Genomic DNA, 12575 nt, shown 5'->3' with positions numbered 1-12575 from the left:
GCGGGCCCGTCGCCGGCGCGCGAAAGGCGTGCGCGGCGGGGCCGTCGAAGGTCTCGCTCATCATACCGAGTCCGTCACGGGGCGGGCGCCTCGACGGGGGAACTCGGCGGGGGCAGGGCCAGCGGCACCACGGCGGTGATCTTGGCCTGGCCGCGATGCAGGCGCAGGCGCTTGACCCGGCGCGGATCGGCGTCGAGCACCTCGAATTCGAGATCGCCCGGCCCGGCGATCAATTCGCCGCGCGACGGCACCCGGCCGGCCAGGGTCACGATCAGGCCGCCGATGGTATCGATCTCCTCGGCCATCTCGCCGACGGCCGCCACGAGATCGACGCCGCTGGCCTCCGAGACCTCGGCGAGACCCGCGCGGGCATCGGCGACGAAGACATCGCCCTCGCCGTCGACCCGATGGACGAGGCGTCCCTCGGCGACGTCGTGTTCGTCCTCGATATCGCCCACCACCATCTCGATGAGATCCTCGATGGAGATGAGGCCGTCGGTGCCGCCATACTCGTCGATGACGAGGGCCATGTGGGTGCGGGTCGCCTGCATCCGCACCAGCAGGTCGATGGCCGGCATCGAGGGCGGCACGAACAGCACCGGGCGCTGGATGCGGGTGGCGGCCAGCGTCACCGACAGATCGACGTTGCCGAGGTTGAGCGCGCGCTGGGCCCTGACCCCGCGCCGGGCACGGGGCACCGGAGCGACGGGCTCGACGACCCCATCGGTCGCGGGCGGCGGCGTGGCGGGACGCCGGGTGCTCGCTTCGGCGCGGGCGGCGATGTGGTCGACGAAGTCGCGGATGTGAACCATCCCGCGCGGGTCATCGAGGGTGTCGCCATAGACCGGCAGGCGCGAATGGCCGGCGGTGCGGAACAGCTTGAGGAGATCGCCGAGGCTGGTCTCCATCGAGACGGCGACGATATCGGCCCGCGGAATCATCACGTCGTCCACCCGCACCTTGTGCAGGCCGAGCACGTTCTTGAGCATCGCCCGCTCGAGCGGCGAGAACGCGTTCTCGCCCGTGCCGGGCTCGGCCAGGGCGTCTTCGATATCGTCGCGCAACGAATCGCGCGGCCGAAGGTGGAAAACCTGCAGGAGACGGTCGTACCAAGGCTCACGGACGTGGGCCTCGCCATCACTGCTGCTGGACGCGGCCTGGGCCGCGCCGCGACTTCGATCGTTGGTCATGTCTCTCTGATCTGGGAGTTCAGGCGGTATCGCCGGTATCGCCGCTCAATCGGCGTAGGGGTCGGGCACACCGAGAGCACGAAGCGCCGCGATTTCGAGGGCTTCCATAGCCTCCGCATCCGATTCGCCGGTCTCGTGGTCCTGGCCGAGGAGATGAAGGGTGCCATGGACGAGGAGGTGCGCAAGATGGTGGCTGAGCGGCTTCGACTGCTCGGCACTCTCGCGCAGCATCGTGTCATACGCAAGAACGACATCGCCGAGCGGGGTCGCGACACCCGCATGGGCGGGTTGCGGCGGGGCCGGAAACGACAGGACGTTGGTGGGTTTGTCCTTGCCGCGCCACGTCTTATTGAGGTCCTGGACCATCGCATCGGTGGTCAGCAGGATGCTGATTTCGACGGCGCTGTCCGGCGGCTTCGGTGCGATCGCCAGAGCGGCCTCGACGGCGCGAATCACGAACGCCTCGAGATCGGGCGCCACCGTCTCCCAGCGCGGGTCCGCGACGGCGACGTCGATCTCGGCTTCGATGGCGTTGGTCATGGCACTCGTCAATACAGGCGGCGACGCGGGTTGGGGTTGCGGTCCGCCTCGTGCTCGCCGTGGGCGGCCGATTCATAGGCCGTCACGATGCGGCGCACGAGGTCGTGACGCACCACGTCGACATCCCGGAAGGTGACGCGGCCGATGCCCTCGACGCCGTCGAGGATGTTGACCGCCTCGACCAACCCCGAGCGCTGGCCCGGCGGCAGGTCGACCTGGCTCGGATCTCCGGTGATGATCATCCGGGAATTCTCGCCGAGCCGGGTCAGGAACATCTTCATCTGCATCGAGGTGGTGTTCTGCGCCTCGTCGAGCAGCACCACGGCATTGGTGAGCGTGCGACCACGCATGAAGGCGAGCGGCGCGATCTCGATGATGCCGGTCTGCAGGCTGCGGTCGACATGGCGCGCCTCCATGAAATCATAGAGCGCGTCGTAGATCGGGCGCAGGTAGGGATCGACCTTGTCGCGCATGTCGCCGGGCAGGAAGCCGAGGCGCTCGCCGGCCTCGACGGCGGGGCGCGACAGGATCAGGCGCTCGACATGGCCCTGTTCCAGCAGCGAGACCGCGTGACCCACCGCGAGCCAGGTCTTGCCGGTACCGGCCGGCCCCTCGGCGAAGACGAGTTCGTTGGTCCGCAAGGCCTTGATGTAGGCGTCCTGCGCCGCGTTGCGGGCGCGCACGGCGCCACGGCGGCGGGTGGCGATCTGGTCGAAGACCGCGCGGTCCGGCTCGGCGCTGACCTCGGCGGCCGGGAACAGATTTCCCTGCTGCGTCGTCTCCTGGATCGCGCCGTCGACGTCGCCGAGCGTGAGCGCGGTGCCGCTCGCCTTCACGCGGGCGTAGAGGCGCTCGAACACCTTGCGCGATTTCTCGGCGGTTTCCGGTGAGCCCTTGAGGACGAGGTGATTGCCGAGCGCCGTGGCGGTCACCGAGAGGCGGCGCTCGATATGGGCGACGTTCTGGTCGTACTGGCCGAAGACGAGGCTCGCGAGGCGGTTGTCGTCGAATGTCAGCGAAACTTCGACGGATTCGACGATCTCGTCGGCGCGTGTCGCCGGCCCCCGGCCGCGCACGCCGCCGCGTCCGCTCAAACCCTCAGATCCTGGCACGCAATGCTCCCTCGTGGAGTGGTCGGCCCGCTGATCACGCCGCGGCTGCGGCGTCGGACACGGCCTCGCCGAACAGGCTGTTCGACCCCGCCCGCACGATCCGGACCGGAACCAGAGTGCCGATGGTAGAGGTGGGCGCATCGAACTGAACGGGGAGGAGGTGCGGCGTCTTGCCCGCGACCTGTCCCGGATGACGCCCGGCCTTCTCCACCAGCACCTCGACCACGGTGCCCACCGCCGCCGCGTTGAAGGCGTGGCGCTGGTCGTCGAGCAGACCCTGAAGGGCCGCGAGGCGCCGGGACTTCACGTCCTCCGGCACCGGATCGGCCCAGTCCGCCGCGGGCGTGCCGGGGCGGGGGCTGTACTTGAACGAGTAGGCACTGGCGAAGCCGATCTCGGCCACGAGCCGCATGGTCTCGTCGAACTCGGCATCGGTCTCGCCGGGGAAGCCGACGATGAAATCCGACGACAGGGCGACGTCGGGCCGGACGGCCCGCACCCGCGCGATGATGTCCCGATAGGTCTCGGCATCGTGCTTGCGGTTCATCGCCTTCAGCACCCGGTCCGAGCCCGATTGCACCGGCAGATGCAGGTAGGGCATCAGCGCCGGGATTTCGCCATGCGCCGCGATCAGGTCCGCCGCCATGTCGTTGGGATGGCTGGTGGTGTAGCGCAGGCGCAGGATACCGGGGATGTCCTGGAGCGCACGCAACAGAACCGGCAGGTTCGCGGAGGCGCCGTCCGCGCCGTGCCCGTGATAGGCGTTCACGTTCTGGCCGATCAGGGTGATCTCGCGGACGCCGCCCCGCACCAGCGCGGTCGCCTCCGCGACGATGGCCGCCACCGACCGGGAGACCTCGGCACCCCGGGTGTAGGGCACCACGCAGAAGGCGCAGAACTTGTCGCAGCCTTCCTGAACCGTGAGGAAGGCGGAGACGCCCTGGGTCCGCCGCGCGGGCAGGTGGTCGAACTTGTCCTCCACCGGAAATTCGGTGTCGACCACGCGCTTCACCCGCGAGCGGGCGAGGAGGTCGGTGAGACGGTGATAGTTCTGCGGGCCGACGACCACATCGACCGCGGGCGCGCGCGCGAGGATCTCGGCGCCCTCGGCCTGGGCGACGCAGCCCGCCACCACGATCGTCGTATCCTGCCCGACCTCGGCGCGCGCGGCCTTGAGGACGCGCAGGCGGCCGAGTTCCGAATAGACCTTGTCGGCGGCCTTCTCACGGATGTGGCAGGTGTTGAGGACGACGACGTCCGCCTCTTCCACCACCTCGGTCGGGGTGTAGCCCTCGGCGGTCAGGACGTCCGCCATGCGGGCGGCGTCGTAGGCGTTCATTTGGCAGCCGTAGGATTTGACGAAGGCTTTCTTCAAAAGTCCGGTCCCGACGATCGTTTTCGCGCCACGCCTGTAGCACGGTTCCTCCGCCGCGTCGCGGATCGCGTCAGACCGCCGGCACGCCCGAATCGGACAGGTCGGACGCGCCGCTCGGCCTGATCCCGCCCGTCCAGACCGGTCCCTGGGGCGCCCGCCCGGTCACCGCGCGCTGGAGCGCCTCGCGCACGGACGCCTCGGCCTGGGCGGTGGCGCGCTTGCGGTCGGTGGCGGCATCGAACGCGATTGGTGCCCCCCAGACCACGTGGACGTCGATCGGCCCCTGAGCCAGGAAGACGGCGAGGTGCGGGGCCAGATCCATGTCGCCGTACCAGGCGATCTCGGGCCGCTCGGACCGGACCAGCGGCAGGCCGTTGCGGCGCGGATAGGTGATGGCGAGCGGCTGGAGCCGGACGCGGTCGAGGCCGCCCTCCGCCCCGTCGAGGGCGGTGCGGGCGGCGCCGACCAGCGACGAGCGGAACGGCAACAGGCGGGTGCCGTCGCTGGTGGTGCCCTCGGCGAACAGGACGATGAGGTCGCCACCCGCCAGCCGCCCCGCCACCGTGGCGTTGACGCTGGCGGTGGCGCCGCGCCGCGCCCGGTCGATGAAGACGGTGCGCTGCAGCCGGGCCAGCATGCCGACCACCGGCCAGCCGGCGATCTCGGATTTGGCGACGAAGGAGAGCGGGCGCAGGGAGCCGAGGGCGATGATGTCGAGCCACGACACGTGGTTGGAGAGCACCAGAGCCGGCTCACCCGGCGCCGGCGGCGTGCCGCTCTGGGTCACGCGGACGCCGAACAGCCACAGGAACGTCCGGTGGAACCAGGTCGGCAGGTGGGCGGCGATGCGCCCGCGGCCGTAGCGCAGGCTCAACGCCTGCGGGCCGACCATGAGCCCGAAAGCCAGTGCACAGAGAACGAGGCGGACGATCGTGCCGAAGCGCGTCATTCCTCGGTCAGGCCGTGCGCGGGGCGCTCACGACAGCACAGCCGTCATGGTGAGTGCGGTGGCGCGGCCGCCATCGGCGCGGGTGTAGTAGCCGGTGCGCTCGCCGACCTGCTGGAAGCCGTGCCGGGCATAGAGCTTCAGCGCCGGTGCGTTGCCCTCGTCGACTTCGAGATGGACGTTGCGCACGCCGCTCAACGCCAGATGCGCCAGATGCTCGCGCACCAGGCGATGCGACAGACCGCCGCCGCGCATGTTCGGTGCCAGCACCACGGTGAGGATTTCGGCCTCGTCGGCAGCCCGGCGCGACAGGACGAAGCCCTGGATCGCGCCGCTCTTCCACAAGGCATGCGCCTCTGTGGAGCGTTCGCACAGCATGCGCTCGAACTCGTGCGCGTCCCAGGGGCGGGCGAAGGCGGTGGCGTGGAGGCGCGCGAGGACACGGGCCTGCCCCGAATCACGCAGCAGGGCGACGTAGGGCGCGGTTCCCCACGCCTCCCACCAGGCGGACCAGACCTCGAGGGGCCAGAACGGGGTCATCGGTCGCGTCATCGGCGGGCGAGCCTCGCGTGATCCTGCGGCTGTGCGTCGGGGCCGCGCAGATAGAGCGGCCGGGGGAGGGCCTGTTCGGGATCGGCCAGCATCCCGAGGGAGGCGATCCAGGCGATGTCGGCGGCACCGGTCCCGGCGACCTGGACATCGATGCCGCGCGCGGTGGCGGCGGCGGCGAGCGCCGGGGCGCCGGAGCCCACCAGGGTGACGATGCCGTCGAGCATCGCGACGGCGTCCTCGATCTTCACGAGGCTCGGCGGCACGACGATCCCGTCGGCCATGCTCATCGCCTGGAGATAGACCGCGCCGTGGCGCGCATCGATCGCCGCGACGATGAGGCCGATGCCGTTGGTGGCGAGAAGCGGAGCGAGCAGGGCGGACAGGGTGGTGACCCCCACCACGGGAATCTCGGCGGCCAGTCCGATGGCGCGGGCGGCCGAAAGCCCGACGCGAAGTCCGGTGTAGCTGCCCGGGCCCACCGTCACGGCAACGCGGTCGAGGGCCTCGAAACCGCCCTCCACGCGGGACACCACGCGCTCCACCATGGGAAGCAGCGCCTCGGCATGGCCGCGCCCGAGGATCATCGACTCCTGCGCGAGGAGATCGTCGGACGCGTCCGTCGCGATGCAGACGGAACAGGCGTCGAGCGCCGTGTCGATGGCCAGAATACGCAACGTCACTCCCGATCGTGCCGCGATCCGACGAGCTCGGTGCGCTCCCGCCGGGAGCGTGACGTTAGGACAAAAACGACCGCCCCGTCAGTGCGGGGCGGCCGATCGCGGTGAATTCGAGGCGCAGTGTTGCCGCTTTGCGTCGCAGCCGGGTCAGATCGCCTGAACTTCGCGGATTTCCGGCAGGAAGTGGCGGAACAGGTTCTGGACGCCGTTGCGCAGAGTGGCGGTGGAAGACGGGCAGCCCGAGCAGGCCCCCTTCATCTCGAGATAGACCACGCCTTCCTTGTAGCCGCGGAAGGTGATGTCGCCGCCATCACCGGCCACCGCCGGCCGCACGCGGGTCTCGAGCAGGTCCTTGATGGTCACCACGGTCTCGGCATCGGCCGGATCGAAGAACTCCTCGGCGTCGTCCTCGCCGCTGACCACTCCCTCCGCCAGCACCGGCGCGCCGGACTGGAAATGCTCCATGATCGCGCCGAGCACGGCGGGCTTCACCTGGGGCCAGAGGTTGTCGTCCTCGGCCTTGGTCACCGAGATGAAGTCGTGGCCGAGATAGACGCCGGACACGCCCGGCACGTCGAAGAGGCGCTGCGCCAGCGGCGAACGGGCAGCGGCCGCGGCGTCGCGCGCCTCGAAGGTCGATTCGGCCATCACCACCCGGCCGGGCAGGAACTTCAGGGTGGCGGGGTTCGGGGTGGCTTCGGTCTGAATGAACATGGCGACAAAAATCCTCGTCCGCTGCGCCGGTTCAAGGCCGGCCGGGAATGGCACCGGGAGCGCCCGGCACACCCTCACATGTGGACCGCGCGGGTGATTTTCTCAACCGTGACGTGGTGGCGATGATTTGCGTCGCCGACGCGACCCATCGGTTCGGGCCCCTTTTCTGGACAAGTCGGCCGGCCTCGTGTATCCGCCGCCTCAACTCAAAACAGGATGCCGAAATCCTGACGCCCGCGAACCCATCCGGGGATCACGGGCGCGCACCGGCAGGAACTTGACCGATGAACATCATCCAGCAGCTCGAGCAGGAGCAGATCGCTTCGCTCGGCAAGACCATCCCCGACTTCCAGCCCGGCGACACGGTGACCGTGAACGTCAAGGTGAAGGAAGGCGAGCGCACCCGCGTTCAGGCCTACGAAGGCGTCTGCATCGCACGCTCCGGTGGCAGCCTCAACGAGAGCTTCACCGTCCGCAAGATCTCCTATGGCGAAGGCGTCGAGCGCGTGTTCCCGCTCTACTCGCCGCTGATCGATTCGATCGTCGTCGTCCGTCGCGGCAAGGTGCGTCGCGCCAAGCTGTACTACCTGCGCGATCGTCGCGGTAAGTCCGCCCGTATCGTCGAGCGCGCCGACCGCCCCGCCGAGAAGGCCGCCAAGGCCGATGCGTCGAAGGCGAACAAGGACGCCCGCAAGGCCGAGAAGGCCGCCAAGTCCGCCGCGAAGACCGCCGCCGAATAATTCTCGGAATCTGCTGCCCGCGCCGCGAGGCGGGGTAGCGACGTCCGCATCGGTCAACCCGCAGCTGCAACGCTGCGGGTTTTTCGTTGCAGTCTAGGGAGCCGACATCCGGGCGGCCATGCCGCTTTCGTCGATCATCATGCGCTCCATCCGGGTCGGCGCTTGCGTGATGTCGTCCATCACCAGCTGGTTCATCGCGCAGATGAACGAGGTGAGGCGATAGCCGTCGTGGCGCGACAGAGCGTTGTCGAACGCGCGCAAATTCCAGAACGGATCGTTGGCGCGAGTAATCGGTGCGATGCCGGTGAGGTGCTGACCGTGGAGGAACTGCGCCGCCGGCCTGCCCTGGCCGGCAAGTCCCGGCGCGGGAGCGGCGAGGTCTTCGCTGTCCCAGAACTGACCGAAACTCTCCTGTCGCCGCATGCGCGCCCGCGTCAGCCAGCGATTCGCCACCGGGCAATCGATGGCCGCATCGGCCAGCGTCGCATAGGGGTTGTGCGCCTCGGCGCCCGCCGCGTGAAGACCCAGCAACTCGTGTGTCGTCCCAAACGGGGCAGCGGACGGGTAGGCATCCGCCAGCACGCCCGCCGCTGGGCGCGGTGGATCGAGATTGCCGATGGTGTGCGATTCCTCCGGCGCGGAGTTCTGGAACGGGAAGGTCTCGGCGAGCAGCGCCAATGTCCGGATCGGCAGGGTCTCGGCTCGGGCGACGAGGCCGGCGCGGGCTCCCGCCGTACAGCTCTCACCGGCGGGCTGACGTCCCTCGATGCGGGCCGCCACCCTGTCGAGGTAGCCCGCGGCCGGCCGAAAATCGAACTTGAAGGTCGGAAACAGGTCATGGGTCGCCCAGTCGTAATCGACGCCCGAGGCGAACATGGTGTCGGTGTTGGCGAGCCGCCTGCGGATCTTCTCCCGCGCCATGCGATAGCCGTCGTCGAGATCGAGCCCGATCCAGGCGCAATCCCCGGCGCGCAGCCCGCCGGCCGGAAACGCCAGGGCAGCCGTCACAGACACCATCACCGGGCGCTGGTCGTCGGGGAAAAGCCGTTGGTCGCGTGCCACGTCGGCGGGGCCGGTATTCGCGTCGGTGTGAAACGCGGTGCGATTCCAGACCTCGCGTTGGATCGCGGTCCATTTCGTCGCCTCCGAGGCCGGATTGATCAGGACGACGAGGTTGCCGAGCACGTTGGGCAGGGTCTCGCCGAACCGGTGCCGGCGCACCGCCTTGATGAGGTCGTCCTTGAGCCCCGTCGCCAGCATGTTGCCGCCGAGGCTGTGACCGAACACGATCATCCGGTTGTGTGCCGCGCCGTCCGTCCCGGGCTTGGTCAGGACACCCTCGATGGTGCGGAGCGCCGAGATCGCAGCCGGCGCCACCGCCTCACTCACCGGCTTGCGATCGAACAGGGTGGCGCCCGCGGAGAGATCGCCGAAAAACCCGCCAATGGCATTGCCGAAATAGGCCCGCAGCCCCTTCTCGTCGACGCGGGCGCCGCGCCAACCGATATACAGAGCGGTCACCTTCATGTCGCAATAGGACGGCTCGAGCGGGCAGCGCTGCGCCAGGAACCGGGCGGCATGGGCTGCATAGAGGCGCAGGTCCGCGACATTACCATCGCCAATCCGGGCATCGTGGCGCCAGCCATGGATGAAGACGAGAACGTAATGCGAGCCGCTTGCGAAGTGATCGCGCAACGCATCGAGCTGGCTCAGAACCGGCCGGATCTCGGCGACCGGGGCCGACCGGCGATGCATCTCCCGCTGCATGGCGTTACCCAGCATCGCGCTGTCGATCGCCTTGTCCTGCATGCCGAGGCCGCCGGCGACGAGGGCGTAGGGCTCGCCGTTCTCCTGGAATTCGAGAAAGCCGAGGTGGTAGTCGAGGGACTTGTTCTCGGGTTTGACCGCCGGGACCACGTGGCGCTGCAGGGCGCAGCGCAGGCGGGTCCCCCACCCCCCGTCGCGGGCCAAAGCGGCGGCCTCGTCGTTGCTGGCATCGACCCAGCCGCCGTCATCCGGTTCTTTGGCATTCCGCAGGGCGTCCCGCCCGAGATCGGCGAGGATCGTCCAGCCGGTGGCGAGACCATCCCGGCACACCGGAGCCGACGGGTCGAGATTGCGGTAGGCGCGGGCCTTGCTCGTGGAGAGCACGACGTAATTGAGGAAGAGCACGCCGAGGAAGAGGAGCGTGATCCCGAACAGGACCGACATCAGCACCCGCACGAAGCGGGCGTAGAACCGCCAGACGCCACGCAGCAGCGCGAGGACGATCGATCGGCGCCGTGGCGCCGCGGACACTCGCAGCATACGCCTCGCCCCCTCCCGGCCGAGCGGCATCGTGCGTCACGGCCACCCTATCAAGACAAACGACCGTCGCCTGCCTTTCGCCGCGCTCGCCGTACCGGTTACGCACCGAGGCGAAAAGCCGGCGTCACCGCGCTCAGGGTCGACGGCTCCCGCTCAGCCGCGCCGCAGCGCTTCCAGCACCTTCGCCCCGGGACGTCCGGTGGCCGGCATGCCGAGGCTGCGCTCGACCTCCTTGATCGCATCGCGGGTCTTGGCGCCGACCTTGCCGTCCGGCTCACCGACATCGTAGCCGCGCGCGGTCAGGCGGGCCTGGAGGTCGCGGCGCTCGGCGCGCGACAGCGGCGGATCGTCGGTGGGCCATTCCGCCTGGATGCCGGCCCGGCCGCGCAGCCGGTCGGACAGCACGGCGATGGCGAGACCATAGGATTCGGCGGCGTTATAGGAGTAGATCGCGTCGAAATTCTTCGTGACCGCGAAGGCCGGGCCGTCGACGCCCGCCGGGATCATGATCCCGATCGGGCCTTCACCGATGAGCGGACGCCCGTCGACGCGGGTGACGCCCATCGACGCCCAATGGCCGGTGGGATGTCTGTTCTTGCGCCCCGCCGCTCCGGCGTTGAAGCCCCTGGGCAGGCGGACCTCGTAGCCCCAGCTCTGGCCGTTCGACCACTTGGCCACGTGCAGGAAGTTCGCGGTGGAGGCCACGGCGTCCGGCACGGAATCGACCACGTCGCGGCGGCCATCGCCATCGCCGTCGACTGCGAGGCGCTGATAGGTGGTCGGCATGAACTGGGTCTGGCCGAACGCTCCGGCCCAGGAGCCGGTGAGGCGCTCGGGCGCGATGTCGCCGCGCTCGATGATCTTGAGCGTCGCCATCAACTCGCCGCGGAAGAAGTCGCGCCTGCGGTTGCCAGAGCAGGCCAAGGTCGCGAGCGACTGCACCAGACCCATCTTGCCGAGGTTCTTGCCGAAGTTCGACTCGACACCCCACACCGCGGCGATGGTGTAGCGATCGACGCCGTAGCGCGCCTCGGCATTGGCGAGTGCTTGGCCGTGCTGCTTCATCGCCGCCTTGCCGTCGTCGACCCGCTCGTCGTCGACCAGAGCCGCCATGTAATCCCAGATCGGCGTCTTGAACTCGGGCTGCGCCTGGGACAGCTCGATGACCTTGTCGTCGTAGCTGATCCCGCTGGTGGCGGCCCGGAACGTCTGCGCGGAAACGCCCTGCGCCGCGGCCTGGGATTGCAGGCCGGACAGGCAGCCCTGGAAGTCGGCCCGCGCCATCCCGGTCGTCGCGAGCAGGGTGGCAAGGAGTCCGAGGGGGAGCCTCGCCGTCTTGTCCCAGAGGCCCAATGCCATCGCGATCTCCCTACCGACGTTCGCGCAAAATGTGATGCGCGATTCAGGCGACACCACGGTTAACGAACGGTTGAGACGAACGGACCAATCCGCGTTAGGCCGATCCGCGTCAGGCGAAGCCGCGCGCGGCGAGCTTCGCCTCGTAGGCGTCGATGGCCGGCGCCCGCTTGAGGGTCAGGCCGATCTCGTCGAGGCCGTTGAGCAGGCTCTCCTTGCGGCCGGCATCGATCGCGAAATGCAGAGTTCCACCGTCCGGCCCCTTGATGGTCTGGGCCGCGAGATCGATCGAAAGCGTCGCGTTGGCGCCGCGCTCGGCATCCTCGAACAGCTTCTCGAGGTCTTCCGGCGACACTACGATCGCCAGGATACCGTTCTTGGCGCAGTTGTTGAAGAAAATGTCGGCAAAGCTCGTGGAGATCACGCAGCGGATGCCGAAATCCGTCAGCGCCCACGGCGCATGCTCGCGCGAGGAGCCGCAGCCGAAATTGTCGCCGACGACGAGGATCTTGGTGTTGCGATAGGCCGGACGGTTGAGGACGAAATCCGGATTCTCGGAACCGTCGTCGTTGTACCGCATCTCCGAGAACAGGCCCTTGCCGAGGCCGGTGCGCTTGATCGTCTTGAGATACTGCTTGGGGATGATCCGGTCGGTGTCGACGTTGATGATCCGCATGGGCGCCGCGACGCCCTCAAGGGTAGTGAACTTGTCCATGGTCTTTCGCCCGTCGTCCCGACGCCCGAGAAGCCGCGTCGTGCATTGGCGCCCTGTCTATCAGCGCGCCCGCGACATCGAAAGCGCCTGACGATCGCGTTTCGCGATCGTCGTCCCGCTCGCCTATGCTGGGGGCGACGCGACCAATCCGGGACGATCCGATGACCGAGACCGCCAACCAGTTCAAGAAAGCGCCCAAGCGCAAGAAGGAGAAAACTCGGTCGGTGACGGTCTCGCCGGAGATGCGGCAGGCTTACGCGGACCTCATCAAGCAGCGCGAGGAGCGCGAGGATTACGCCAAGCACCTGCCCTCGAATGATAAGGGCAGGTGACCGTCGAGACCGTCTTTGG

The 12575-nt window shown here is 68.7% G+C and carries 13 protein-coding genes; 2 read left to right on the top strand and 11 right to left on the bottom strand.

The window, feature by feature from the left end:
* Window positions 1-74: 74 nt before the first annotated feature.
* The 8 genes from G3T14_RS07930 to G3T14_RS07895 all read right to left on the bottom strand — a co-directional run bounded on the left by G3T14_RS07930 (window position 75) and on the right by G3T14_RS07895 (window position 7106).
* Entirely contained in the window at window positions 75-1190 is a 1116-nt protein-coding gene (locus G3T14_RS07930; RefSeq protein WP_163641737.1) for a hemolysin family protein, read from the bottom strand.
* Window positions 1191-1235: 45 nt separating this feature from the next.
* Window positions 1236-1730 (bottom strand): rRNA maturation RNase YbeY, encoded by a 495-nt coding sequence (gene ybeY, locus G3T14_RS07925; protein ID WP_204262713.1) that lies wholly within the window; start codon window positions 1728-1730, stop codon window positions 1236-1238.
* An 8-nt stretch (window positions 1731-1738) separates the two neighbouring features.
* Window positions 1739-2824, bottom strand: a complete 1086-nt coding sequence (locus G3T14_RS07920) for a PhoH family protein (protein WP_204262712.1) — start codon at window positions 2822-2824, stop codon at window positions 1739-1741.
* A 52-nt stretch (window positions 2825-2876) separates the two neighbouring features.
* On the bottom strand, window positions 2877-4217 hold the full coding sequence (gene miaB, locus G3T14_RS07915; protein WP_163641735.1) for a tRNA (N6-isopentenyl adenosine(37)-C2)-methylthiotransferase MiaB: 1341 nt from the start codon (window positions 4215-4217) through the stop codon (window positions 2877-2879).
* Window positions 4218-4287: 70 nt separating this feature from the next.
* Window positions 4288-5166 carry a lysophospholipid acyltransferase family protein gene (locus G3T14_RS07910; RefSeq protein ID WP_163641734.1) on the bottom strand — a complete coding sequence of 293 codons (879 nt, stop codon included), beginning with the start codon at window positions 5164-5166 and terminating at the stop codon, window positions 4288-4290.
* A gap of 27 nt (window positions 5167-5193) precedes the next feature.
* The gene (locus G3T14_RS07905; protein ID WP_163641733.1) at window positions 5194-5715 is read right to left on the bottom strand and encodes a GNAT family N-acetyltransferase; all 522 of its coding nucleotides are present in this window, start codon (window positions 5713-5715) and stop codon (window positions 5194-5196) included.
* Window positions 5712-6389 carry a tRNA (adenosine(37)-N6)-threonylcarbamoyltransferase complex dimerization subunit type 1 TsaB gene (gene tsaB, locus G3T14_RS07900; RefSeq protein ID WP_163641783.1) on the bottom strand — a complete coding sequence of 226 codons (678 nt, stop codon included), beginning with the start codon at window positions 6387-6389 and terminating at the stop codon, window positions 5712-5714. Before tsaB ends, G3T14_RS07905 begins: the two co-directional genes overlap by 4 nt.
* Before the next feature lie 150 nt (window positions 6390-6539).
* A complete protein-coding gene (locus G3T14_RS07895; protein WP_163641732.1) occupies window positions 6540-7106 on the bottom strand; it encodes a NifU family protein in 567 nt (188 codons plus the stop codon).
* 284 nt (window positions 7107-7390) lie between these two features.
* Here G3T14_RS07895 and rplS point away from each other — a divergent pair, with 284 nt between their 5' ends.
* Complete coding sequence (rplS, locus tag G3T14_RS07890; RefSeq protein ID WP_163641731.1) at window positions 7391-7846, top strand: 50S ribosomal protein L19; 456 nt, start codon at window positions 7391-7393, stop codon at window positions 7844-7846.
* Between the two features lie 93 nt (window positions 7847-7939).
* On the opposite strand, the gene G3T14_RS07885 is transcribed toward rplS, so the two are convergent.
* The 3 genes from G3T14_RS07885 to leuD all read right to left on the bottom strand — a co-directional run bounded on the left by G3T14_RS07885 (window position 7940) and on the right by leuD (window position 12224).
* Entirely contained in the window at window positions 7940-10153 is a 2214-nt protein-coding gene (locus tag G3T14_RS07885) for a hypothetical protein (protein ID WP_246733052.1), read from the bottom strand.
* 153 nt (window positions 10154-10306) lie between these two features.
* Window positions 10307-11437 (bottom strand): lytic murein transglycosylase, encoded by a 1131-nt coding sequence (locus tag G3T14_RS07880; RefSeq protein WP_246733066.1) that lies wholly within the window; start codon window positions 11435-11437, stop codon window positions 10307-10309.
* Between the two features lie 184 nt (window positions 11438-11621).
* Window positions 11622-12224, bottom strand: coding sequence for a 3-isopropylmalate dehydratase small subunit (gene leuD, locus G3T14_RS07875; RefSeq protein ID WP_163641729.1), 603 nt, complete (start codon window positions 12222-12224; stop codon window positions 11622-11624).
* 161 nt (window positions 12225-12385) lie between these two features.
* Here leuD and G3T14_RS24675 point away from each other — a divergent pair, with 161 nt between their 5' ends.
* Window positions 12386-12556, top strand: a complete 171-nt coding sequence (locus G3T14_RS24675; RefSeq protein ID WP_204262711.1) for a hypothetical protein — start codon at window positions 12386-12388, stop codon at window positions 12554-12556.
* Window positions 12557-12575: the final 19 nt, after the last annotated feature.

Source organism: Methylobacterium sp. BTF04, assembly GCF_010692745.1.
Classification (GTDB): Bacteria; Pseudomonadota; Alphaproteobacteria; order Rhizobiales; family Beijerinckiaceae; genus Methylobacterium.
Note: the sequence above shows the minus strand (reverse complement) of the source record. Positions and strands in the feature narration are given on the sequence as shown.

Excerpts from the sequence above, each read along its gene's own strand:
- G3T14_RS07930 (WP_163641737.1), bottom strand. The coding sequence starts at position 1,190 with ATGACCAACGATCGAAGTCGCGGCGCGGCCCAGGCCGCGTCCAGCAGC.
- ybeY (WP_204262713.1), bottom strand. The coding sequence starts at position 1,730 with ATGACCAACGCCATCGAAGCCGAGATCGACGTCGCCGTCGCGGACCCG.
- G3T14_RS07910 (WP_163641734.1), bottom strand. The coding sequence starts at position 5,166 with ATGACGCGCTTCGGCACGATCGTCCGCCTCGTTCTCTGTGCACTGGCT.
- G3T14_RS07905 (WP_163641733.1), bottom strand. The coding sequence starts at position 5,715 with ATGACGCGACCGATGACCCCGTTCTGGCCCCTCGAGGTCTGGTCCGCC.
- G3T14_RS07895 (WP_163641732.1), bottom strand. The coding sequence starts at position 7,106 with ATGTTCATTCAGACCGAAGCCACCCCGAACCCCGCCACCCTGAAGTTC.
- rplS (WP_163641731.1), top strand. The coding sequence starts at position 7,391 with ATGAACATCATCCAGCAGCTCGAGCAGGAGCAGATCGCTTCGCTCGGC.
- G3T14_RS07885 (WP_246733052.1), bottom strand. The coding sequence starts at position 10,153 with ATGCTGCGAGTGTCCGCGGCGCCACGGCGCCGATCGATCGTCCTCGCG.
- G3T14_RS07880 (WP_246733066.1), bottom strand. The coding sequence starts at position 11,437 with ATGGCGCGGGCCGACTTCCAGGGCTGCCTGTCCGGCCTGCAATCCCAG.
- leuD (WP_163641729.1), bottom strand. The coding sequence starts at position 12,224 with ATGGACAAGTTCACTACCCTTGAGGGCGTCGCGGCGCCCATGCGGATC.
- G3T14_RS24675 (WP_204262711.1), top strand. The coding sequence starts at position 12,386 with ATGACCGAGACCGCCAACCAGTTCAAGAAAGCGCCCAAGCGCAAGAAG.